This is a genomic window from Pseudomonas sp. AC252 (assembly GCF_979258105.1).
Genome location: NZ_OZ409837.1, coordinates 2,154,464 through 2,175,152 on the forward strand (window position 1 = coordinate 2,154,464; position 20,689 = coordinate 2,175,152).

The 20,689-nt window shown below is 60.4% G+C and carries 20 protein-coding genes; 14 read left to right on the top strand and 6 right to left on the bottom strand.

Annotated features, from left to right (window positions below; genetic code table 11):
• Nucleotides 1–10 precede the first annotated feature (10 nt).
• From ACZZZ4_RS09980 to ACZZZ4_RS10030, 11 genes are all read left to right on the top strand, one after another.
• On the top strand, nucleotides 11–1,354 hold the full coding sequence (locus ACZZZ4_RS09980) for an aryl-sulfate sulfotransferase (RefSeq protein WP_039756375.1): 1,344 nt from the start codon (nucleotides 11–13) through the stop codon (nucleotides 1,352–1,354).
• Nucleotides 1,355–1,626: 272 nt separating this feature from the next.
• Nucleotides 1,627–2,436 carry an energy transducer TonB gene (locus tag ACZZZ4_RS09985; RefSeq protein ID WP_463547733.1) on the top strand — a complete coding sequence of 270 codons (810 nt, stop codon included), beginning with the start codon at nucleotides 1,627–1,629 and terminating at the stop codon, nucleotides 2,434–2,436.
• 45 nt (nucleotides 2,437–2,481) lie between these two features.
• Nucleotides 2,482–3,207 (top strand): MotA/TolQ/ExbB proton channel family protein, encoded by a 726-nt coding sequence (locus ACZZZ4_RS09990; RefSeq protein ID WP_463547734.1) that lies wholly within the window; start codon nucleotides 2,482–2,484, stop codon nucleotides 3,205–3,207.
• A gap of 1 nt (nucleotide 3,208) precedes the next feature.
• Nucleotides 3,209–3,610 (top strand): ExbD/TolR family protein, encoded by a 402-nt coding sequence (locus ACZZZ4_RS09995; protein WP_007972930.1) that lies wholly within the window; start codon nucleotides 3,209–3,211, stop codon nucleotides 3,608–3,610.
• A gap of 287 nt (nucleotides 3,611–3,897) precedes the next feature.
• Nucleotides 3,898–4,479: an alpha/beta hydrolase gene (locus ACZZZ4_RS10000; RefSeq protein WP_463547735.1), complete on the top strand. Its 582-nt coding sequence runs from the start codon at nucleotides 3,898–3,900 to the stop codon at nucleotides 4,477–4,479.
• A gap of 51 nt (nucleotides 4,480–4,530) precedes the next feature.
• A complete protein-coding gene (locus ACZZZ4_RS10005) occupies nucleotides 4,531–5,463 on the top strand; it encodes a sigma 54-interacting transcriptional regulator (RefSeq protein ID WP_415760876.1) in 933 nt (310 codons plus the stop codon).
• Between the two features lie 167 nt (nucleotides 5,464–5,630).
• Complete coding sequence (locus tag ACZZZ4_RS10010) at nucleotides 5,631–6,428, top strand: MetQ/NlpA family ABC transporter substrate-binding protein (RefSeq protein WP_039756381.1); 798 nt, start codon at nucleotides 5,631–5,633, stop codon at nucleotides 6,426–6,428.
• 590 nt (nucleotides 6,429–7,018) lie between these two features.
• The gene (locus ACZZZ4_RS10015; protein WP_129998359.1) at nucleotides 7,019–7,684 is read left to right on the top strand and encodes an amino acid ABC transporter permease; all 666 of its coding nucleotides are present in this window, start codon (nucleotides 7,019–7,021) and stop codon (nucleotides 7,682–7,684) included.
• Entirely contained in the window at nucleotides 7,665–8,324 is a 660-nt protein-coding gene (locus ACZZZ4_RS10020) for an amino acid ABC transporter permease (protein WP_129998358.1), read from the top strand. Before ACZZZ4_RS10015 ends, ACZZZ4_RS10020 begins: the two co-directional genes overlap by 20 nt.
• The gene (locus ACZZZ4_RS10025) at nucleotides 8,321–9,103 is read left to right on the top strand and encodes an amino acid ABC transporter ATP-binding protein (protein WP_129998357.1); all 783 of its coding nucleotides are present in this window, start codon (nucleotides 8,321–8,323) and stop codon (nucleotides 9,101–9,103) included. The genes ACZZZ4_RS10020 and ACZZZ4_RS10025 overlap by 4 nt, the downstream gene beginning before the upstream one ends.
• Nucleotides 9,100–9,972, top strand: a complete 873-nt coding sequence (locus ACZZZ4_RS10030) for a transporter substrate-binding domain-containing protein (RefSeq protein ID WP_415760873.1) — start codon at nucleotides 9,100–9,102, stop codon at nucleotides 9,970–9,972. The genes ACZZZ4_RS10025 and ACZZZ4_RS10030 overlap by 4 nt, the downstream gene beginning before the upstream one ends.
• Before the next feature lie 47 nt (nucleotides 9,973–10,019).
• Here the strand turns inward: ACZZZ4_RS10030 and ACZZZ4_RS10035 are convergent, their stop codons facing one another.
• Nucleotides 10,020–11,180, bottom strand: a complete 1,161-nt coding sequence (locus ACZZZ4_RS10035) for an AAA family ATPase (RefSeq protein ID WP_463547736.1) — start codon at nucleotides 11,178–11,180, stop codon at nucleotides 10,020–10,022.
• A 124-nt stretch (nucleotides 11,181–11,304) separates the two neighbouring features.
• Between ACZZZ4_RS10035 and ACZZZ4_RS10040 the strand changes: the two genes are divergently transcribed.
• Genes ACZZZ4_RS10040 through ACZZZ4_RS10050 form a run of 3 tightly spaced genes read left to right on the top strand, consistent with a single transcriptional unit; the run spans nucleotide 11,305 to nucleotide 16,519 of the window.
• Entirely contained in the window at nucleotides 11,305–12,408 is a 1,104-nt protein-coding gene (locus ACZZZ4_RS10040; protein WP_463547737.1) for an efflux RND transporter periplasmic adaptor subunit, read from the top strand.
• Nucleotides 12,405–13,469, top strand: a complete 1,065-nt coding sequence (locus ACZZZ4_RS10045; RefSeq protein WP_463547738.1) for an efflux RND transporter periplasmic adaptor subunit — start codon at nucleotides 12,405–12,407, stop codon at nucleotides 13,467–13,469. The genes ACZZZ4_RS10040 and ACZZZ4_RS10045 overlap by 4 nt, the downstream gene beginning before the upstream one ends.
• Nucleotides 13,466–16,519 (top strand): efflux RND transporter permease subunit, encoded by a 3,054-nt coding sequence (locus ACZZZ4_RS10050; protein WP_415760871.1) that lies wholly within the window; start codon nucleotides 13,466–13,468, stop codon nucleotides 16,517–16,519. Before ACZZZ4_RS10045 ends, ACZZZ4_RS10050 begins: the two co-directional genes overlap by 4 nt.
• Nucleotides 16,520–16,609: 90 nt before the next feature.
• Here ACZZZ4_RS10050 and ACZZZ4_RS10055 read toward each other — a convergent pair whose 3' ends face one another.
• From ACZZZ4_RS10055 to ACZZZ4_RS10075, 5 genes are all read right to left on the bottom strand, one after another.
• Nucleotides 16,610–17,239 carry a class I SAM-dependent methyltransferase gene (locus ACZZZ4_RS10055; RefSeq protein WP_463547739.1) on the bottom strand — a complete coding sequence of 210 codons (630 nt, stop codon included), beginning with the start codon at nucleotides 17,237–17,239 and terminating at the stop codon, nucleotides 16,610–16,612.
• Between the two features lie 106 nt (nucleotides 17,240–17,345).
• The gene (locus ACZZZ4_RS10060) at nucleotides 17,346–17,702 is read right to left on the bottom strand and encodes a DUF6124 family protein (protein ID WP_039756398.1); all 357 of its coding nucleotides are present in this window, start codon (nucleotides 17,700–17,702) and stop codon (nucleotides 17,346–17,348) included.
• A gap of 412 nt (nucleotides 17,703–18,114) precedes the next feature.
• Nucleotides 18,115–18,759, bottom strand: coding sequence for a methionine ABC transporter permease (locus ACZZZ4_RS10065; RefSeq protein ID WP_039756400.1), 645 nt, complete (start codon nucleotides 18,757–18,759; stop codon nucleotides 18,115–18,117).
• Entirely contained in the window at nucleotides 18,749–19,870 is a 1,122-nt protein-coding gene (locus ACZZZ4_RS10070) for a methionine ABC transporter ATP-binding protein (RefSeq protein WP_463547740.1), read from the bottom strand. Before ACZZZ4_RS10070 ends, ACZZZ4_RS10065 begins: the two co-directional genes overlap by 11 nt.
• 2 nt (nucleotides 19,871–19,872) lie before the next feature.
• Nucleotides 19,873–20,682: a MetQ/NlpA family ABC transporter substrate-binding protein gene (locus tag ACZZZ4_RS10075; RefSeq protein ID WP_039756402.1), complete on the bottom strand. Its 810-nt coding sequence runs from the start codon at nucleotides 20,680–20,682 to the stop codon at nucleotides 19,873–19,875.
• Nucleotides 20,683–20,689: the final 7 nt, after the last annotated feature.

Here is a 20,689-nt window from a genome sequence, read left to right on the forward strand (position 1 = left end):
GAGCTGCACCATGTTGCCCATCAAAAGCGCTTTACCTCTGCTGTTATCCGGCGCAGTCCTGAGCAGCAGCGCCTTCGCCGCGCCCAGCGTGTACCCGACCGGCGTCACCCGTTATGACCCGGACAGGGCGTTCAACCAGTACGTGATCTTCAGCGGCGCCGACAAGCGGACGCACCTGATCGACATGAACGGCAACGAAGTGAAAGCCTGGGCGCAGGCCGGTTTCCCTTCAGCCATCATCGACCCGCAATTGGTCGGCGGTAAACGCGGCCACGTACTGCTGCAATTGAGTGACAAGGATCCCGGCAAGCTCGGCTCGGCAGGCAATGGCCTGGGCAATCAGAGCGTCGGCGAACTCGACTGGGACGGCAAAGTCGTCTGGCAGTGGGGCGACAAAGCGCCCGATGGCGCGGCGCAGCAGCATCACGATCAGCGTCGCTTGAGCAATGGCAACACCGTGGTGCTGGCGAACAAGGTGCACAAGGTCAACGGCTTCAAGGCGCCCGAAGTCATCGACGATGTGATCTACGAAGTCAGCCCCGACGGCGCAGTGAAATGGCAGTGGCTGGCCTCGGAACATCTGGGCGAATTCGGCTTCAGCGCCGAGCAGTTGAAACTGGTGCGCGCCAGTGACAACCCGGATTACCTGCACATCAACAATCTCAGTCTGGTTGGGCCGAACAAGTGGTTCGACGCCGGTGACAAGCGCTTCAGCCCGGACAATCTGTTGATCGATTCACGCAACGCCAACTTCATCGCCATCATCGATAAAACCAGCGGCAAAGTGGTCTGGCGGCTGGGGCCGAACCTGCCGCTGATCAATCCGAAAACCGCGCAGAAACTGCCGCGCCCGGTCGATCAGTTCGTCGGTCAGCACGACGCACACATCATCCCCGCCGGACTGCCTGGCGCCGGCAATCTGCTGGTGTTCGATAACCAGGGTTCGGCGGGCTATCCGAACGTCACCCTTGGCTTGATATCCGGTTCACGGGTGCTGGAAATCGACCCGCAGAAAAACCAGATCGTCTGGCAGTACAGCGCGGCCAATTCGAAGCAGCCAGGCTGGGCGTTCTACAGCTCGTTCATCAGCAGCGCGCGGCGTTTGCCCAACGGCAACACCTTGATCGACGAAGGCATGAACGGGCGGTTTTTCCAGGTAACCGCCAACGGTGAAAACGTTTGGGAATACGTCAGTCCGTATCTGGGCAAAGCGCCGGGTGGGGACGCGATCAGCAATTGGGTGTACCGAGCGCTGCCGGTGAGCTACGACTGGGTGCCGGCCGGTACGCCGCGCTCGGAAACTGCAGTGATCGCGCCTGCCGTAGGCGTCCAGCAAACCAATGCCAGTCGTTAACCGAGCGCGGATGAATGCCGTGAACGAATACTTTTCATGCCGTAAAAGCATGCGATTTTTCGTCGATCGCTGCAGCCCTTGTGGCGCGCGGCCTCGGTAAAAACCGGCAATTTGTATATTCCTTGAAGGTCTATACATAACGTTAAAGATTACTTTCGGTGATAAGCGTGCAAGCCTAATGATTACCCCATCGACTACGCCGTGGGGCCTTCAAGAAGGGCGGGTTGATCGCTTTGGCTTGTAGAACGAAAGAGACCGCAGGGAGTTGAACAATGGGCAATGTCCAGACCGCCGCCAGCGCAGGGGATTTGCTGTGGCGGCATACGCCGAGTGGCGAACTGGTCGATCTTGGCCGGCCGCACCGGGTGCCGTTGGGGCAGTTGCGTTTGCAGCGAGCGCCCAAGGGTATTTTGAGTCGGCGCGAAACCCTTCTGCTCGGTGTGCTCGCGCTGTTGGTGCATGGCGCGGTGATTTACTGGGTCAGCCAGAAACCGACGCCGGTGCTGCCGGTAGTGCCGCCGGAAATTCCGCCGATGACCATCGAGTTTTCGCGTCCGGCTCCGCCAGCGCCGCCGGTTGTTGCGCCGCCACCACCGGCACCGGTGGTCGAACCGCCAGCGCCGGTGGAAGAGGAATTGGCGGTAAAACCGCCGCCGCCCAAGCCGATCGCCAGACCCAAACCAGTGGTGAAACCGCCGCCCAAACCGGCGCCGAAGGCAGTAGAGCAACCGCCTGCGCCAGCGAAACCGGCAGCCCCGGTCGCCGCGCCAGCGCCTCCTGCGCCACCAGCACCGGCGCCCGTTACGCCGGCTTCAGCTAACGCTGCGTATCTGAAAAACCCGGCTCCGGAATATCCGTCGCTGGCTCAGCGTCGCGGTTGGGAAGGCACGGTGTTGTTGCGCGTGCATGTGTTGGCCAGCGGCAAACCGGGCGAGATTCAGATTGCCAAAAGCAGTGGCCGCCAGCAGCTCGACGACGCCGCGCTCAACGCTGTGAAGCGCTGGAGCTTCGTCCCGGCCAAGCAGGGTGATGTCGCCCAGGACGGCTGGGTCAGCGTGCCTATCGATTTCAAGATTCATTAAACCGAAACCAAATTCGCGCGAAATGTTTACACGAGGGAACACATCATGACGTTACTGGCATCTCCATTGGAATCCATCGAAAGCGCGGTGATCTGGCTGCTGGTGGTTTTTTCCGTCGCCACCTGGGGCCTGGCGTTGCTCAAGGCCGTGCAGTTCGGTCGTTTGAAGGCGCAGGATCGGCGCTTTCATAAACGCTTCTGGGCGGCGTCGAGCCTGGATGCCGCCGCCGAGTTGAGCGAAACCCAGCCCGGCGCCGCAGCGCGGGTGGCGCAGGCCGGTTACGCTGCGATCCAGGTGGGCGAGGCGCCGCAGGCCAACGATCTGAGCCAGGCGATCAATCATCAGGATCGCCTTGAGCGTGCCTTGCGCCAGCAGATCGTCCGCGAACGGCGTTCGCTGGAAACCGGTCTGGCGGTTGTCGCGAGTATCGGCAGCACCTCGCCGTTCATTGGTCTGTTCGGCACGGTATTGGGAATCATGGAGGCCTTGAAAGGCATCAGCGCTGCCGGTTCGGCAAGCCTGGAGACAGTGGCCGGCCCGATCGGTGCGGCACTCGTCGCGACTGGCGTGGGGATCGCCGTCGCGGTGCCGGCGGTGCTGGTTTACAACTACTTTTTGCGCCGTCTGAAACTGACGGCGGCGGATCTCGACGATTTTGCCCACGACTTCTACAGCCTGGCGCAGAAGAGCGCGTTCCGCGTGCTGATCCACCCGACCGCGCACAAGGTGGCAGCGCCCGGCAACGCAGCAAAAGTGAAGGAGGCGTCCTGATATGGCCTTCTCCACGCAAGACACGGATGAGGTGCTCAGCGAGATCAATGTGACGCCGCTGGTGGACGTGATGCTGGTGCTGCTGGTGGTATTCATCGTCACCGCGCCACTGCTGACCAATGCGATACCGATCAACCTGCCGAAGACTGAAGCGGTGGCGCCGGTCGAGCAGAAGGACCCACTTGTGGTGAGCATCGACGGCGCCGGCAAGCTGTTTATCAACAAGGACGAGATTCAACCGGACTTGCTGGAATTCAACCTCAAGTCGGCCAAGGCCAAGGACCCGGAAGTGCGCGTGCAATTGCAGGCCGATGACGGGGTGAATTACGGCGAAGTGGCGCGAGCCATGGCTTCGATCGAACGGGCAGGGATTACCAAATTGTCGGTGATCACCGCGCGGTGACAGATTTTCGTTTTTCCGGGGCCGTCTCCTTGGCAGGGTGCGGCCCTTTTTTTATTCGTTTTTTGCCCACGACACTTTCCAATGTGGGAGCGAGCCTGCTCGCGAATGCGCCATTCGCCACAACATCATCGTCGACTGATGCACCCTATTCGCGAGCAGGCTCGCTCCCACAGGATTCGTGCCTCATATGCATTATGGGTATTAATAAATAGCTTCTTATTCCTTAACGAATATAACTCCGCTCCCTATACTCGACCCGGAACAGACACGACGCAGGAGAGCTCCCCATGCGCAATGAATCAATCCGTTACCTGATTGTGCCGGGCTGGCAGGGATCGCCAGAAGATCATTGGCAAAGCCATTGGCAGAACAGCCTGCCGAACAGCGCGCGGGTCGAGCAGGCCGATTGGCTGACGCCGCGCCGTGAGGACTGGGTCGCCGCGCTGGCCGAAGCGATTGGCGCCGACAGCACACCAGTGATCCTCATCGCTCACAGCCTCGGCTGCATCACTGTTGCTCACTGGGCGGCGACTGCGCCGCTGCAATACCTGCGTCAGGTGCGCGGGGCTTTACTGGTCGCGCCGGCCGATGTCGAGCGTCCTGCGTGCGCGCCAGCACTGCGCAACTTCGCACCGATTCCGATAGATCTGTTGCCGTTCCCCAGCCAGGTCGTCAGCTCCGACAACGACGCCGCCGTCAGTGCGCCGCGCGCATTGGAACTGGCACGCAACTGGGGCGCGGAGGCGGGGATTCTTGCCGGGGCCGGGCACATCAACGTCAAGTCCGGGCATCAGCGTTGGGAGCAGGGTTTCGCCTATCTCTATCGCCTGCAAAATCGTCTGGAACACCACGCCCGCCGTCGCGCCTGACCTTATTATTCAACGCCCCCGTCGGCTGGCGGTTTTGGGCGGGAGCCTGCCATGAGTTTCGAAACTTTCGGTCAGCCCTTGCTGACCTTTCCCGATGCGGAAAAAAGCCCCCTGAGCATTCGCGCCAAGGCGCTGGTATTTGTCGATCCGCGTTCACGGCAATTGCGCGAAGAACTCGAGCAACTGGCACCGCGTTCGATTTCAGTGTTGATTCGCGGTGAGACGGGCACCGGTAAAGAGCTGCTCGCCCGGCATATCCATCGCGCCAGTGACCGCAGCGGTCTGTTCGTTTCGGTGAACTGCGGCGCGATCAGCCCGACCTACGCCGACGCCGAACTGTTCGGCTACGCCGCCGGCAGTTACAGCGGTTCGGCCAGCAGCCGCGCCGGCTGGTTCGGTTCGGCCAACGGCGGCACCTTGTACCTGGATGAGATCGGCGACCTGCCGCTGCCGATCCAGATCAAATTGCTCGCCGCGCTGGAAAACCACGAAGTCACCCGTGTCGGAGCGCATCAGCCAAGCCCGGTGGATGTGCGCCTGGTCGCGGCCACCAGCATCGATCTGGCGCAAGCGGTGGACGCCGGCAAATTCCACGAACGGCTCTATCACTACCTCAGCGAGGGTCATCTGGAGTTGCCGGCGTTGCGCGCGCGCACCGGCGACATCCTCTCGCTGGCCGAGTATTTCCTTGGCATCTACAGCCAGCGTCTCGACCTGCCCGTGCCGCTGATCAGCGAAGCCGCGCAGCATGTACTCGAACAACACAGCTGGCCGGGCAACACCCGCGAGCTGGAAAATGTCATCCACTTCGCTCTGTTGGTCAGCACCGGTGACGAGATTCTGCCGGAACACCTGAACCTGCCCGACGCGTCTGCGCCGCAGGTTCAGATCGAACGTCTGGTAAGGCAGACCCACATCGGCGGCAGCGGTGCAGAGCGTAAGGCATTGAAAGAATGGCTGATTCAGTTGAGCGAGGCGGTGTGAGCCGTTTTCCTCAACATGAACAAAATGGAATATGAAGCTGAATAAACGTTATTGTCCGGGAATAAAAAATCCGGGTATTGTCCGCCTCACGCCAGCGATATCACTTCACTGGCACACGTATTAATGCCGTCGTCGATGACGACCGTGATTTTCGATAAGGACACTGCATGAAAAAGGTTCTGTTGTTTACCGCATTGGCGGCTGCGCTCACGGCTTCTTTCGCCAACGCCGGCGAGAAACTGGTGGTTGCCGCAACGCCGGTGCCTCACGCCGAAATCCTCGAGCTGATCAAGCCGACCCTGGCCAAAGAAGGCGTGGATCTGGAAATCAAAGTCTTCACCGACTACGTGCAGCCGAACGTACAGGTTGGCGAGAAGCGTCTGGACGCCAACTACTTCCAGACCAAGCCGTATCTGGACAGCTTCAACCAGGGTAAATACAAGGACGACAAGGCGAAGTATCTGGTGACCGTGCAGGGCGTTCACGTTGAACCGTTCGGTGGCTACTCGAGCAAGTACAAGACTCTGGCTGAGCTGCCGGACGGCGCGACCATCGCCATCCCCAACGAAGGCAGCAACAGCGGCCGCGCCCTGATCCTGCTGCAAAAGGCCGGCCTGATCGAACTGAAAGATCCGAAGAACGCTCTGGCAACGCCGAAAGACATCGCCAAGAACCCGCACAACTTCAAGTTCAAGGAACTGGAATCGGCCCTGCTGCCGCGCGTGCTGAAAGAAGTTGATCTGGACATGATCAACACCAACTACGCGCTGGAAGCCAAGCTGAACCCGACCAAGGATGCGCTGGTGATCGAAGGCGCCGACTCGCCGTACGTGAACTTCCTGGTGGCCCGTGAGGACAACAAGAACAGCGACGCGATCCAGAAACTGGCCAAGGCCCTGACCAGCCCGGAAGTCAAAGCGTTCATCGAGAAGAAGTACAGCGGCGCGGTGCTGCCGGCATTCTGATCTGACTTGAGTGAACCTGCTTCAGAGGTAAAAACGCCGATGGCCAGTGATGGGCATCGGCGTTTTTGTGTGTGCGTTTCAAGCCGTTGAAAAGATCGTTCCCACGCTTTGCGTGGGAATGCCTCATCGGACGCTCCGCGTTCGGCCCTTAATGGGACGCGGAGCGTCCCGGGCTGCACTCCCACGCGGAGCGGGGAACCATCAATCTTGCCGTTACCTCAGGCCACCTGCGCTTTCAACGCCCGGCGCAACGCCCTGAGCAATTTCACGATGTCCTGCGGATCCAGCCGCTGCGGCACTTTTACGTCCATGTCTTTCTTCCTTGTGGTGAATGGGCCGGAGAGTCTGGCCAAAAGCTGCGGTTCCTTGGAGGTCTTTCGTGAAAAAAGATCCGTCCTACAGCGCAAAGAAAAATAGCCGTCTTATTCCTTCCCGGCAAACCCACAGGATAGTTTTTTGGGTGATATCAATATGCTTTAACGGTATTTAAATTCTTGTTTTTATACCTATAAAGTCAGTGCCTGCCGGACAGGTACCCGCTGTCCATGGATTGCATCACCGCCGCTTACCCTGCGGCGTCAGGACGCTTCATGACTTTCGACTACGCCTTTATCCTCAGCACTCTGCCGGCCTTTCTCAAAGCCGTCGGCGTGACGCTGCAGGTCGGACTGATCGCCATCGGCACTTCGCTGCTGGTCGCGCTGCTCAACGCGACGATTCTGGTGTTTCGCACGCCATACCTGCAGAAAATGGTCGGCCTTTATGTAGAGCTGGCGCGCAACACGCCGTTGCTGATTCAGCTGTTCTTCGTCTACTTCGCTCTGCCGGCAGTGGGGATCCAGGTTTCCGGTTTCACTGCGGCAATCATCACCATGACTTTCCTTGGCGGCGCCTATCTCACCGAAGTGCTGCGCGCCGGCGTCGATGCGGTGCCCCAGGCGCAACTGGAATCCGGACGGTCGATTGGCCTGTCTCACGGCCAGTTGCTGCGCTACGTGATCCTGCCGCAGGCCGGGATCCTCAGCTTGCCGTCGCTGTTCGCCAATTTCATTTTCCTGCTCAAGGAAACCACCGTGGTCTCGGCGGTAGCGGTGCCGGAAATCCTCTACACCACCAAGAGCTATATCGCGCTCTACTACAAAACCTACGAAATGCTCGCCGTGCTGACGCTGATCTGCGTGCTGCTGTTCTTGCCGCTATCGCTGTTGCTCAGCCGTCTTGAAAGGAGGCTCCAGCATGGCCAGTTCGGGTCTTGAATTGCTTTGGGTGTCGTTGCCGCAACTGGCGAAAGGCGCCGGTCAGACCTTGTCGATCTCATTTCTGAGCATCGCCATCAGCACCGTCGGCGGTGTGCTCTACGGTGTTCTGCGTACGTTGAACGTAGCGTGGCTGAACGCGATTTTGCGCATCTATCTGGAGCTGTTCCGGGCGATACCGGTGCTGGTCTGGTTGTACCTGCTGTTCTTCGGTCTGCCGATTTTCTTTGGCCTGAGCCTGCCAAGTTTGTGGTGCGCGGTGCTGGTGCTGTCGCTGTGGGGCGCCAGCGAGGTTGGCGAGGTAGCGCGTGGTGCGCTGCATTCGTTGCCGCGCGGACAGCGTGAAGCGGGGCTGTCGATCGGCCTCAATGCAGCGCAACTGTATGGCTACGTGCTGCTGCCGCAAGCACTCAAGCGCATGACGCCGCCGACCATCAACGTCTACACGCGGATCATCAAGACCAGTTCGCTGGCGGTGCTGATCGGCGTCGTCGATGTGATCAAGGTCGGCCAACAGATCATCGAGCGCACCTACGAATCAGTACTGATTTACGGTGCGCTGTTCCTGTTTTTCTTTTTCATCTGCTACCCGCTCTCGGCCGCTTCGCGCGTGCTGGAGCGACGCTGGACGCAAGCATGAGTGCACTGATCGAGTTTCACGGTTTCAACAAATTCTATGGTGCCCAGCAGGTGCTCAATGGCGTCGATCTGCAAGTACAGAGCGGCGAAGTGGTGGTCATTCTCGGACCCAGCGGTTGCGGCAAAAGCACCTTGCTGCGTTGCCTCAATGGCTTGGAAGAGGCCCACAGCGGCAGCTTGAAGTTCATCGGGCGCGAACTGTTGGACAATGCCATCGACTGGCGCGAAATCCGTCAGCAGATCGGCATGGTCTTCCAGAGCTATCACCTGTTCCCGCACATGAGCGTCCTGGACAATCTGCTGCTCGGCCCGCTCAAGGTGCAGAAGCGCCAGCGCCGCGAAGCACAACAGCAGGCCGAAGCCTTGCTTGAACGTGTCGGCCTCCTGGACAAGCGCGATGCTTTCCCGCGTCAGCTCTCCGGCGGCCAGCAGCAACGCATCGCCATTGTTCGGTCGCTGTGCATGAACCCCCGCGTCATGCTCTTCGACGAAGTCACCGCCGCCCTCGACCCGGAAATGGTCAAGGAAGTACTGCAAGTCATTCAGGGTCTGGCCCGCGAAGGCATGACCTTATTGATCGTCACCCACGAAATGGCCTTCGCCCGCGCGGTGGCCGACCGCATCGTGTTCATGGATGCCGGACGCATCCTCGAACAGTCCCCACCCGAGATTTTCTTTACGAACCCGCAAACCGCACGCGCGCAGCAGTTTCTGGAGAAGTTCTCCTTCGTTGCCACATCGCCAGAAACGAATCCGAAAAAGGAACTGGAACTGCTATGAAAACTGCCGCTTTGTTATTGCCCCTGCTTAGCCTCGCCTTGCTTGCCGGTTGCGGTAAAACCGAAGAGCCACCAAAGCCGAAGGTCGCCAGCGAAAGCGCCGCACCCGCCGGTTATCTGGACAAGATCAAGGCCCGCGACAAATTGATCGTTGGTGTATTTACCGACAAGCCCCCGTTCGGTTTCGTCGATGAGGCCGGGCGCTACGTTGGCTTCGACACCGACATTGGCCGGCGCTTCGCCAAAGATCTGCTCGGCGATGAAAACAAGGTCGAGTTTGTTGCCGTCGAGCCGGCCAGTCGCATTCCGTTTTTGCAGAGCGACAAGGTCGACCTGATCCTCGCCAACATGACCGTCACCCCGGAGCGCAAGGAAGCGGTGGAATTCACCAACCCGAACCTCAAGGTCGCCGTGCAGGCACTGGTGCCGCAGGGCAGTTCGGTGAAGAAACTCAATGATCTGGCGACGCGCACCACGATTGTCACCACCGGCACCACCGCGGATATCTGGCTGACCAAAAACCATCCGGACTGGAAACTGCTCAAGTTCGAAAAGAACTCCGAGTCGCTGCAAGCCTTGGCCAATGGTCGTGGCGATGCCTATGCGCAGGACAATCTGGTGCTGTTCAGCTGGGCCAAGCAGAACCCGGGGTATCGCGTGCTTGAAGAAAAGCTCGGAGCCGAGGCGCCGATTGCGCCGGCCGTGAAAAAGGGCAATCTCGAGTTGCGTGACTGGGTCAACAGCGAGCTGGCCAAATTGGGCGAGGAGAAATACCTGCTCAAGCTGTATGACCAATATGTGCGCAAAGAGCTGAGCGATGACACCCGCCCTGAGAGTGTGATTGTTGAAGGGGGCAAGTGGCAGGGGTGATTGCCTGTTGATCGTTCCCACGCAGAGCGTGGGAACGATCGAATGGGCTAGTCTGGCCAATGCCACGCCGGCTCATCCAGCACCCGCTGCCCGACAATCCCGGTCTGCCCCAGCGTCTTCTCCAGCACGATGCAATTGCATTCCGGGTCTTCCTGCAACGCCGAGATCAATCGCCGCGCGTGCGACACCACCCACACCTGACACTGCTCCGAAGCGCGGATGATCAGCCGTGCCAGCGCCGGCAGCAGGTCCGGGTGCAGGCTGGTTTCCGGTTCGTTGAGCACCATTAGTGTCGGCGGTCGCGGTGTCAGCAACGCCGCAACCAGCAGCAGATAGCGCAAGGTTCCGTCTGACAATTCCGCCGCCGACAATGGTCGCAACAAGCCTTCCTGATAAAACTCGATAGCGAAGCGTCCACCGGCCAACGGCGCGATTTTCAGTCGCGCGCCGGGAAACGCATCGCTGATCGCCGCTGTTAACGCCTGCGGATCGCCAATCTCGATAATCGTCTGCAAGGCCGCCGCCAGATCGCGGCCGTCGTGGTGCAGCACCGGCGTGCGAGTGCCCAGTTGCGGCTGACGCACCGGCGCGTCGGCATCGCTGCGAAAGTGATCATAAAAGCGCCAGCGGCGGATGAATTCGCGCATCTGGAATACTTCTGGCGAGCTGCGCAGATTGCCGACCTGGTCGAACAGGCTGTCGAAGTTCGGCGTGTGTTGCGCCAGCACATCCCAGGCGCGACCTTCGCGGGCGCGGATCATCGGACCGTTGCGATCGACCAGCAGGCTCGCCGGGCGGAACACCGGGCCGGCCCAGATGCATTCCCGCTTGATCTCCGGGTCGAGGGCAAAGCATGAAGTGCTTGGCTCCGGCAGGCCCAGGCCGATGGCGTAGCTGAAATCCTCGCCGGCGAATCCCAGTCGCAACCTTTTCACGCCGTGGCGCACCGTTGGCTCGATCGCCACCTCACCGTTGCGCATGCGTCGACTGATGGTTTCCGGTCCGGCCCAGAACGTCGAGTCCAGCCCGCCTTCACGCGCCAGCGCATTGACCACGCCGCCTTGGGCGGTTTCCGCCAGCAGGCGCAAGGCGCGATAGAGGTTGGACTTGCCGCTGCCGTTGGGCCCGGTAATCAGGTTCAGGCGCCCGAGCGGAATCACCAGTTTGTTGATCGAGCGGTAATTGGCCACGGCCAAGGTATGAAGCATGGAATTCCCTCTCTTCGGCAGCTTCCACACGGAAATGTTGTGATCGCTCAGGCGAACGTTGAACCCTGTTCTAAGCTCACAGTCGTATCGTCACTTGCACGTTCGTACACAGGAAGGAGTCTGCATGGCAAGTCCCGGAATGAAAACAGCGGTCATGCTGAGTCTGTTCACTTTGCTCACCGCTTGCGGCGACAAGAAACCTGCTCAGGAATACCTGCCGCGGGTTTTTGTCCAAGAGGTCGAGCCGGCCAACTACGCCGCCGCGGTGACCCTCACCGGTGATGTGCAGGCGCGAGTGCAGACGCAGTTGTCGTTCCGCGTCGGCGGCAAGATCATCCAGCGCATGGTCGACGTCGGCGACCGCGTCACCGCCAAACAGGTGCTGGCCAAACTCGATCCTAAAGATCTGCAAACCAACGTCGATTCCGCTCAAGCCCAGGTCGTCGCTGAACAGGCCCGCGTAAAACAAGCGGCGGCCGCTTTCGTGCGTCAGCAAAAACTCTTGCCCAAGGGCTACACCAGCCAGAGCGAATACGATTCGGCGCAAGCGGCGCTACGCAGCAGCCAGAGCGCATTGAGCGCGGCGCAGGCGCAATTGGCCAACGCCGGGGACCAGCTCAGCTACACCTCGCTGATCGCCGATGCGCCGGGCGTGATCACCGAACGCCAGGCCGAAGTCGGCCAGGTGGTGCAGGCCACCGCGCCGATTTTCAGCCTCGCCCGTGATGGCGACCGCGACGCGGTGTTCAATGTCTACGAATCGCTGCTGGCCGAGCGTCCGTCCGATCGTTCGATCGTGGTCAGCCTGCTCGACAATCCCGAGATCAAAACCACCGGCACCGTGCGTGAGATCACGCCATCGGTGTCGGCGCAATCGGGCACCGTGCAGGTCAAGGTCAGCCTCGACAAGCTGCCGCCGGGCATGCAGCTCGGTTCGGTGGTCAGTGCCACCGCCAAGGGCACCGGCAAATCGGCGGTGGAACTGCCCTGGTCGGCGCTGACGAAAAACATCAGCGACCCGGCGGTGTGGCTGGTCGATGACAAAGGCGAAGCGCAGTTGCATACGGTCACGGTCGGTCGCTATCTGACCGGCAAAGTGATCATCAGCGAAGGCCTCAAGGGCGGCGAGAAAGTCATCGTCGCCGGCGGTCAGTTGCTGCACCCCGGCATGAAAGTCGAGATTGCCGAAAACACCTACAAGGATCTGCAACCGGGAGCGCAGCCATGAAGCGCCTCGGCCTGTTGTGCATGGCGCTGCTGCTGGGCGCTTGTTCGGAAAAGGAAACGCCGCCGGAGCCGGTCCGCCCGGTGCTGTCGGTCACGGTCAAAGCGCTGAACGAAGAAAGTCTCGGGCGCTTTGCCGGGAGCATTCAGGCGCGTTACGAGAGCAACACCGGTTTCCGCGTCGGCGGCCGCATCGCCAGCCGTAACGTCGATGTTGGCGCCGAAGTGCAGAAGGGCACCTTGCTCGCCACCCTCGATCCGTCCGATCAGCAGAACCAGTTGCGTTCGGCCCAGGGCGATCTGGCGAGAATCCAGGCGCAACTGATCAACGCCCAGGCCAACGCACGCCGGCAGCAGGCGCTGTTCGATCGCGGCGTCGGTGCGCAGGCGCAACTGGACGTCGCCAACACCGACCTGAAAACCACCCAGGCCTCGCTCGATCAGGCCCGCGCGGCGGTGAGCCAGAGCAAGGATCAATTGAGCTACACCGAGTTGCGCTCCGATCATAAAGCCGTGGTCACTGCGTGGAACGCCGAAGCCGGGCAAGTGGTAACGGCCGGGCAACAAGTGGTAACGCTGGCGCAACCGGATATCAAGGAAGCAGTGATCGATCTGCCCGATACGCTGGTCGATCAATTGCCCAGCGATGTGGTGTTTTCGGTGGCCGCGCAACTCGACCCGAGCATCAACACCACGGCGATCATCCGTGAGATCGAACCCCAGGCACAAAGCGCCACGCGCACCCGCCGCGCCCGCCTGACCCTGTCGGAAACGCCGGACGGTTTCCGCCTCGGCACCGCGATCAGCGTGACCCTCAGCTCGGCGATCAAGCCGCGCATCGAACTGCCGCTGACTGCGTTGCAGGAAGTCGATGGCAAAACCCGAATCTGGGTGATCGACACGCAGAACAAAACCGTAAACCCCCGCGACGTCAGCGTGGTCAGCCGTGGCGACAACAGCGTGGTGCTGGCCGGCGGTGTGCAAAACGGCGAGCGCGTGGTCAGCGCCGGCGTCAACAGTCTCAAACCCGGACAATCGGTAAAACTTGACGAGGACAGTCAATGAAAGGCTCTTTCAACCTCTCCGAATGGGCCCTCAAGCACCAGTCTTTCGTGTGGTACCTGATGTTTGTCGGGTTGCTGATGGGTGTTTTCTCCTACTTCAATCTGGGCCGCGAAGAAGACCCGTCGTTCACCATCAAAACCATGGTGATCCAGACCAAATGGCCGGGCGCGACCCAGGAAGAAACCCTCAAGCAGGTCACCGACCGCATCGAGAAAAAACTCGAAGAGCTCGATTCCCTCGACTACGTGAAAAGCTACACGCGCCCCGGCGAATCGACGGTGTACGTGTATCTGCGCGACACCACCAGCGCCAAGGACATCCCGGAAATCTGGTACCAGGTGCGCAAGAAGATCGACGACATTCGCGGCCAGTTTCCCCAGGGCATTCAGGGGCCGGGATTCAACGATGAATTCGGCGACGTGTACGGCTCGGTCTACGCCTTCACCGCCGACGGCCTGACCATGCGCCAGTTGCGCGATTATGTGGAGCAGGCGCGCGCAGAAATCCGCAACGTGCCGGGGCTGGGCAAGATCGAAATGGTCGGCCAGCAGGACGAAACGATTTACCTGAATTTCTCCACCCGCAAACTGGCCGCGCTGGGCATCGATCAGCGTCAGGTGGTGCAGAGCCTGCAATCGCAGAACGCCGTGACCCCGGCCGGGGTGATCGAGGCGGGACCTGAACGGATTTCCGTGCGCACATCGGGGCAATTCGCTTCGGAGAAAGACCTGGCTGAGGTCAATCTCAAACTCAATGACCGTTTCTATCGCCTCGCCGACATTGCTGACATCAGCCGTGGCTACGTCGACCCGGCGACGCCGGAATTCCGTTTCGACGGCAAACCGGCAATCGGCCTGGCGATTGCCATGCAGAAGGGCGGCAACGTTCAGGAATTCGGCAAAGCACTGCACGAGCGGATCGACCAGCTCACTGCTGACCTGCCGGTCGGCGTCGGTGTGCACACCGTTTCCGATCAGGCGGTGGTGGTGGAAGAGGCCGTCGGCGGTTTCACCAGCGCGCTGTTCGAAGCGGTCATCATCGTGCTGGTGGTGAGCTTCATCAGCCTTGGCGTGCGCGCTGGTCTGGTGGTGGCCTGCTCGATTCCGCTGGTGCTGGCGATGGTCTTTGTGTTCATGGAATACAGCGGCATCACCATGCAGCGGATTTCCCTCGGCGCGCTGATCATCGCCCTCGGTCTGCTGGTGGACGACGCGATGATCACCGTGGAAATGATGGTTACGCGCCTGGAAATGGGCGAGAGCAAGGAGCAGGCGGCGACGTTCGCCTACACCTCGACGGCGTTCCCGATGCTCACCGGTACGCTGGTGACCGTCGCCGGTTTCGTGCCTATCGGCCTCAACGCCAGTTCGGCGGGTGAATACACCTTCACGCTGTTTGCAGTGATCGCCGTGGCGATGATCGTCTCGTGGGTGGTGGCGGTGTTCTTCGCGCCGGTGATTGGCGTACACATCCTCAGCGACAAGGTGAAGGCCCATGACGCCGAGCCGGGTCGCGTCGGCCGGGCGTTCAACGGCGGGCTTCTATGGGCCATGCGCAATCGCTGGTGGGCGATCGGCGTCACCGTGCTGTTGTTCGTGCTGGCGGTGTTCTGCATGCGTTTCGTGCAGAACCAGTTCTTCCCGGCATCCGACCGCCCGGAAATCCTGGTCGACCTGAACCTGCCACAAAACGCTTCGATCGATGAAACCCGCAAAGCGGTGGACAAGCTCGAAGCGACCCTCAAGGGCGATCCGGACATCGTGCGCTGGAGCACTTACATCGGTCAGGGCGCGATCCGTTTCTACCTGCCGCTGGATCAGCAATTGCAGAACCCGTACTACGCGCAACTGGTGATCGTCAGCAAAGACTTCGAAGCCCGCGAGGCCCTGAGTCAGCGCTTGCGCGAGCGCCTGCACAAAGACTTCGTCGGCATCGGCAGTTACGTGCAGGCCCTGGAAATGGGCCCGCCAGTGGGGCGTCCGATTCAGTATCGGGTCAGCGGCAAAGATGTCGATCAGGTACGCAAACACGCCATCGATCTGGCAACCGAGCTGGACAAGAACCCGCACATCGGCGAGATCATTTACGACTGGAACGAGCCGGGCAAAGTCCTGCGCATCGACATCGCTCAGGACAAGGCGCGGCAACTCGGGTTGTCCTCCGAAGACGTGGCGAATTTGATGAACAGCATTGTCAGCGGCTCGCCGTTGACCCAGGTCGATGACGACATCTACCTCATCAATGTGGTCGGTCGCGCGGTGGACTCCGAACGCGGCACCCCGGAAACCCTGCAGAACCTGCAGATCGTTACGCCGAGCGGCACCTCGATTCCGCTGCTGGCGTTCGCCACCGTGCGCTATGAACTGGAGCAGCCGCTGGTGTGGCGTCGCGATCGCTTGCCGACCATCACCATCAAGGCCTCGGTGCGCGACGAGATTCAGCCGACCGATCTGGTGAAACTGCTCAAGCCCTCAATCGATGCTTTTGCCTCGAAACTGCCGGTCGGCTACAAGGTCGCCACCGGCGGTACGGTCGAGGAAAGCGGCAAGGCCCAGGGGCCGATTGCCAAGGTGCTGCCGCTGATGCTGTTCCTCATGGCGACGTTCCTGATGATCCAGTTGCACAGCGTGCAGAAGATGTTCCTGGTCGCCAGTGTGGCGCCGCTGGGGCTGATCGGCGTGGTGCTGGCGCTGGTGCCGACCGGCACGCCGATGGGCTTTGTGGCGATCCTCGGGATTCTCGCGCTGATCGGTATCATCATCCGCAACTCGGTGATTCTGGTGACGCAGATTGATGAGTTCGAGCAGAAAGGCTATGCGCCGTGGGATGCGGTGGTCGAAGCCACCGAACACCGGCGCCGGCCGATCCTGCTGACCGCAGCGGCGGCGAGCATGGGCATGATCCCGATCGCCCGGGAAGTGTTCTGGGGGCCGATGGCTTACGCAATGATTGGCGGCATCGTGGTGGCGACGCTGTTGACGCTGCTGTTTCTGCCGGCGCTGTATGTGGCCTGGTACAAGATTCGCGAGCCTGAAAAAGAATCTTCCTGAAGCAAGAACCAGAGATCGCAGCCAACATCAGCCCCTACAGGGAAACGCATTCCAGCGTAGGAGCTGCCGAAGGCTGCGATCTTTTGATCTTCAATCAACTCGACGCCACACGCTCGCCAGCCATGGCTGCTGCTCACGCGGCAACCCGGCGGGGCGGTAGTAATGCTCAAGCTCGACAAAACCCGCCGCCGTCAGCAACCCGCGCCAGGCTTCCAGATCGTGATACGAGCCGTATCGCGGCCCGTTCCAGCCTTCACGGTTGTCCCCGCGCGGATTGGAACTGAACAGCACGCCACCTGGTTTCAAGGTGCCGTGCAGTTGCCGTAGCACTTGCGGCAACACCTGCAACGGCACATGAAACAGCACCGCATTGGCAAAGACCCCGTCGAAGCGCTCGGCCGGCAGATCAAGCTTGAGAAAGTCCTGCTGCCAGACTTCGCAACCGCTGTCCTCGCGGGCCATGCGCGCGAATTCCTGTGAGCCATCGAGGCCGATCGCGACGTGGCCCATGCGCGTGAAGGTTTGCAAATCCCGGCCCGGCCCGCAGCCGAAATCAAGAATCGTGAAAGGCGCTTCACCGTGAATGTGCCGTAGCAGGGCCTCGATGTTCTGGCTGACATCGTGGTCGCGAGTGCCTTCACGGAAATCCTCGGCCACCGAGTTGTAGTGACCGAGGGTAGTGGCGGTGATCTGTTCGAGGTCGCTGGGCGTCTGCTTCATGATCGATGCTGTATTGGCAATGTGAGGTCGGACTATAAGCTTTTTCACCGGCAAAAAAACGCCGCCTGCGCTGGCGCCAGCGCAGGCGGCGATGGGTGCCGGGGCGTCAGTGCTGCTTCGCCCCCAGGCAATCGATCGAACGGTCCATCATCGCCTTGGCCATTTCCAGCAGGTGCCAGACCGAGAACACCATGGCCCGATCCGCGCCCCCGAGCTGGTCACCGCATTGATGGACGGTCACCGATGCGCAGCGCAACAGGTCGGCGACATATAATTGGGCGTCCTCCAGCGTCACATCTTCGCTGATGCTGTAGACGCGTTTCTGTCCCGCCAACGTGACCTGAGTGCCGGCCAGATGCGAGTCGACGGCGCGACACAATGCAGAGCGATCCTTGAGCAAATCCTCGGTGAACCGCTTGCTGGAAGTAAGGCTGAGTGGCGGATCGGTGAGATTTTTTTCCATGGGTAAACTCCTGACATCAAGTGGGAGCCAACCATTTCGCGACTAAACGAGCAGGACGGCGGCTGCACGCAGATCAGTCGCCGGCCGCCGGTTATCGATGCACCCGAAAGTGCCCTGCACACAGCCAACATCGGACAGCTAAAGCCTCTGCCGAGGTCAGGCCTGACTGTACGCCCAGCGAATCCGGACAACTGAATCCGGTCACCGCAAAACAGTGACGACCGGAGATTAGCTACCGGATATTTCGGGTACAAGCAGGCAAATTATTCTAGGAATCGTCCTGCAAACCCGCGTGGTTCGGGCTGGCGAAACGCTAAAAATCGTGTAGGAATCATCTGATTTTGACTAAGGGCATTGCCCAAAATAGTGAGATCACAGGGGCTTGGTTGATGGCCACCTGCCGCCATCGACCTTAGCGCTTATTCAGCCCGCGCGCCAGCCTGTCGCCACCCAACTGAATTACCGCCACCAACGCCACCAGCAAGACAATCACCGTCAACATGATCTGGCTGTCGAAGCGCTGATAGCCGTAACGATAGGCGATATCCCCCAGCCCACCAGCACCAATTGCCCCAGCCATCGCCGACGAATTGATCATCGTCACCAGGGTGATTGTGAAACCCCCGACAATCCCCGGCAGTGCCTCGGGCAACAGCACATGCCAGACGATATGCCAGCGCCGGCAGCCCATGGCCTGCGCCGCTTCGATCAGGCCATGATCGACCTCACGCAAACTCACTTCGGCGATCCGCGCGAAGAAGGGTGTTGCGGCGATTGTCAGCGGTACCACCGCGGCCCACACGCCATAGGTAGTGCCGACGATCAGGCGGGTGAACGGAATCAGCGCGACCATCAGAATCAGGAACGGGATCGAGCGGAACAGATTGACGAAGGCGCCCAGCGCACGGTTCAACAGCGGCGCTTCATAGATCCCGCCCTTGTCGCTGGTGACCAGAATCACCGCCATGGGAATCCCCACCAGCAGCGCGATCAGCGACGACACGCCCACCATCAGGAAGGTGTCGATAAAACCCTGCAGCAAGCGATCAAACCACATAGCCCAATACCTCCACTCGTTGCGCCCATTGCCCGGCGCGTTCGCGCAATTGCTCGGCGCTGAACGCCGAGCCGCTGACGGCCAGTAAAAGCTGCCCCAGCGCATGACCCTGAATCCTTTCCACGCCGCCCTGAAGCAGCTTCACTCGGCCACCCAATGCCGCAAACAACGCGGCCAGATCCGGCTCATCAGCGGCACTGCCGGTGAACTGCAAACACAACACCACCGCTGCATTTGAAACCGTTGATTGCGTCAGCAAACGGCTCTGCAATTCTTCCGGCAAGGTGTGTTGCAGCGGTGCGAGCAAGGTCTGGCTGACTGCGTGTTGCGGATTGCCGAACACTTGCCACACCGGGCCTTGCTCGACCACATGACCATGCTCGAGCACGACGACGCGGTCGCAGATCTCGCGGATCACTGCCATTTCGTGAGTGATCAGCACAATGGTCAGGCCCAGGCGTTTGTTGATCTCGCGCAACAGGCCGAGGATCGACTGCGTGGTCTCCGGATCCAGCGCCGATGTCGCCTCATCGCAGAGCAGAATGTCCGGGTCATGCACCAGCGCGCGGGCAATGCCGACACGCTGTTTCTGCCCACCGGAGAGCTGCGCCGGATAAGCCTTGTGCTTGCTGTGCAGGCCGACCAGTTCAAGCAGTTCGCGGACCTTGTTGTCGCGCTGCTCCTTCGGCACGCCGGCGACTTTCAGCGGCAACTCGACGTTCTGCCAGACGGTCTTGGCCGACATCAGATTGAAGTGCTGGAAGATCATGCCGATACGCCGGCGCAGAGCGACGAGGCGGTTTTCATCGAACTCGCCGATATCGACCTGATCGATCAACACCCGCCCTGACGTTGGCTGCTCCAGGCGATTGATCGTGCGAATCAGCGACGACTTGCCGGCACCGCTGCGGCCGATGATGCCAAACACTTCACCACGCTGAATCGCCAGGTCGATGCCCTGCAACGCTGCGACCGGACCTTGCCGGCCGTTGTAGGTTTTGCCTACGCCGATAAAGCGTACGTGGGCGCGATTCAACTCGGGATGCAGCTCGGTTTGTTCGGCATGCTGTGGCTCTGGAAGCTCCAGTCGCCGTTGGATCGCGGCAGTCATGCTCAGCTTTCCCAACCGGCTTGGTAGAGCTTGCCGTGGGCCTTGTCCAGCGCCGCGCGGACGGCTGGCGAATGCTGATAGATGTCGACGAACTTGATCAGGCGCGGGTCGGTTTTGCTCTTCGGCTGGATGACGAACTGGATCACGTATTCCTTGTGATCGAGACCGTCAAACAGCAGCGCCGAGCCGGCATCGAAGGTCTTCGCCAAGCGAATATAAGCTGGATAACCCTGGACCAGATCGGCGTCGTCGTACGCGCGCACCAGTTGCACGGCTTCGACCTGCAGGATCCTGATCTTCTTCGGGTTGGCGACAATGTCGTCCTCGGTAGCCTTGTAGCCAACGCCCGGCTTCAGCGTGATCAAACCGGCCTTGGCGAGCAATTGCAGACCGCGACCGCTGTTGATCGGATCGTTGGCGATGGCGACGCTGGCGCCTTCGGGCAGTTCATCGAAGCTTTTGTATTTCTTCGAATACAGGCCGACGTTGTTGATGATTCCCGGGGCGAACGGCACCAGGTCGAAACCGGAGGCGGCCTTGGCGTTTTCCAGAAACGGAATGTGCTGGAAGTAATTCACGTCGATGTCGCCAGCGGCGAGGCTGACGTTGGGCGCGATCCAGTCGGTGAATTCCACCAGCTCGACTTTCAAGCCCTGTTTGGAGGCCTCTTCGACGGCGGCTTCCAGCGGAATCGCAAACGCGGCGGTGGTGCCGATTTTCAGCGGCGCATCGGCAGCAAACACTGCCGAGCTGAACAGGCCGAAGGCCAGGGCCAGTGCTTTGACTGGGTGGGACAGGATTTTTTTGGTCATGATGGTT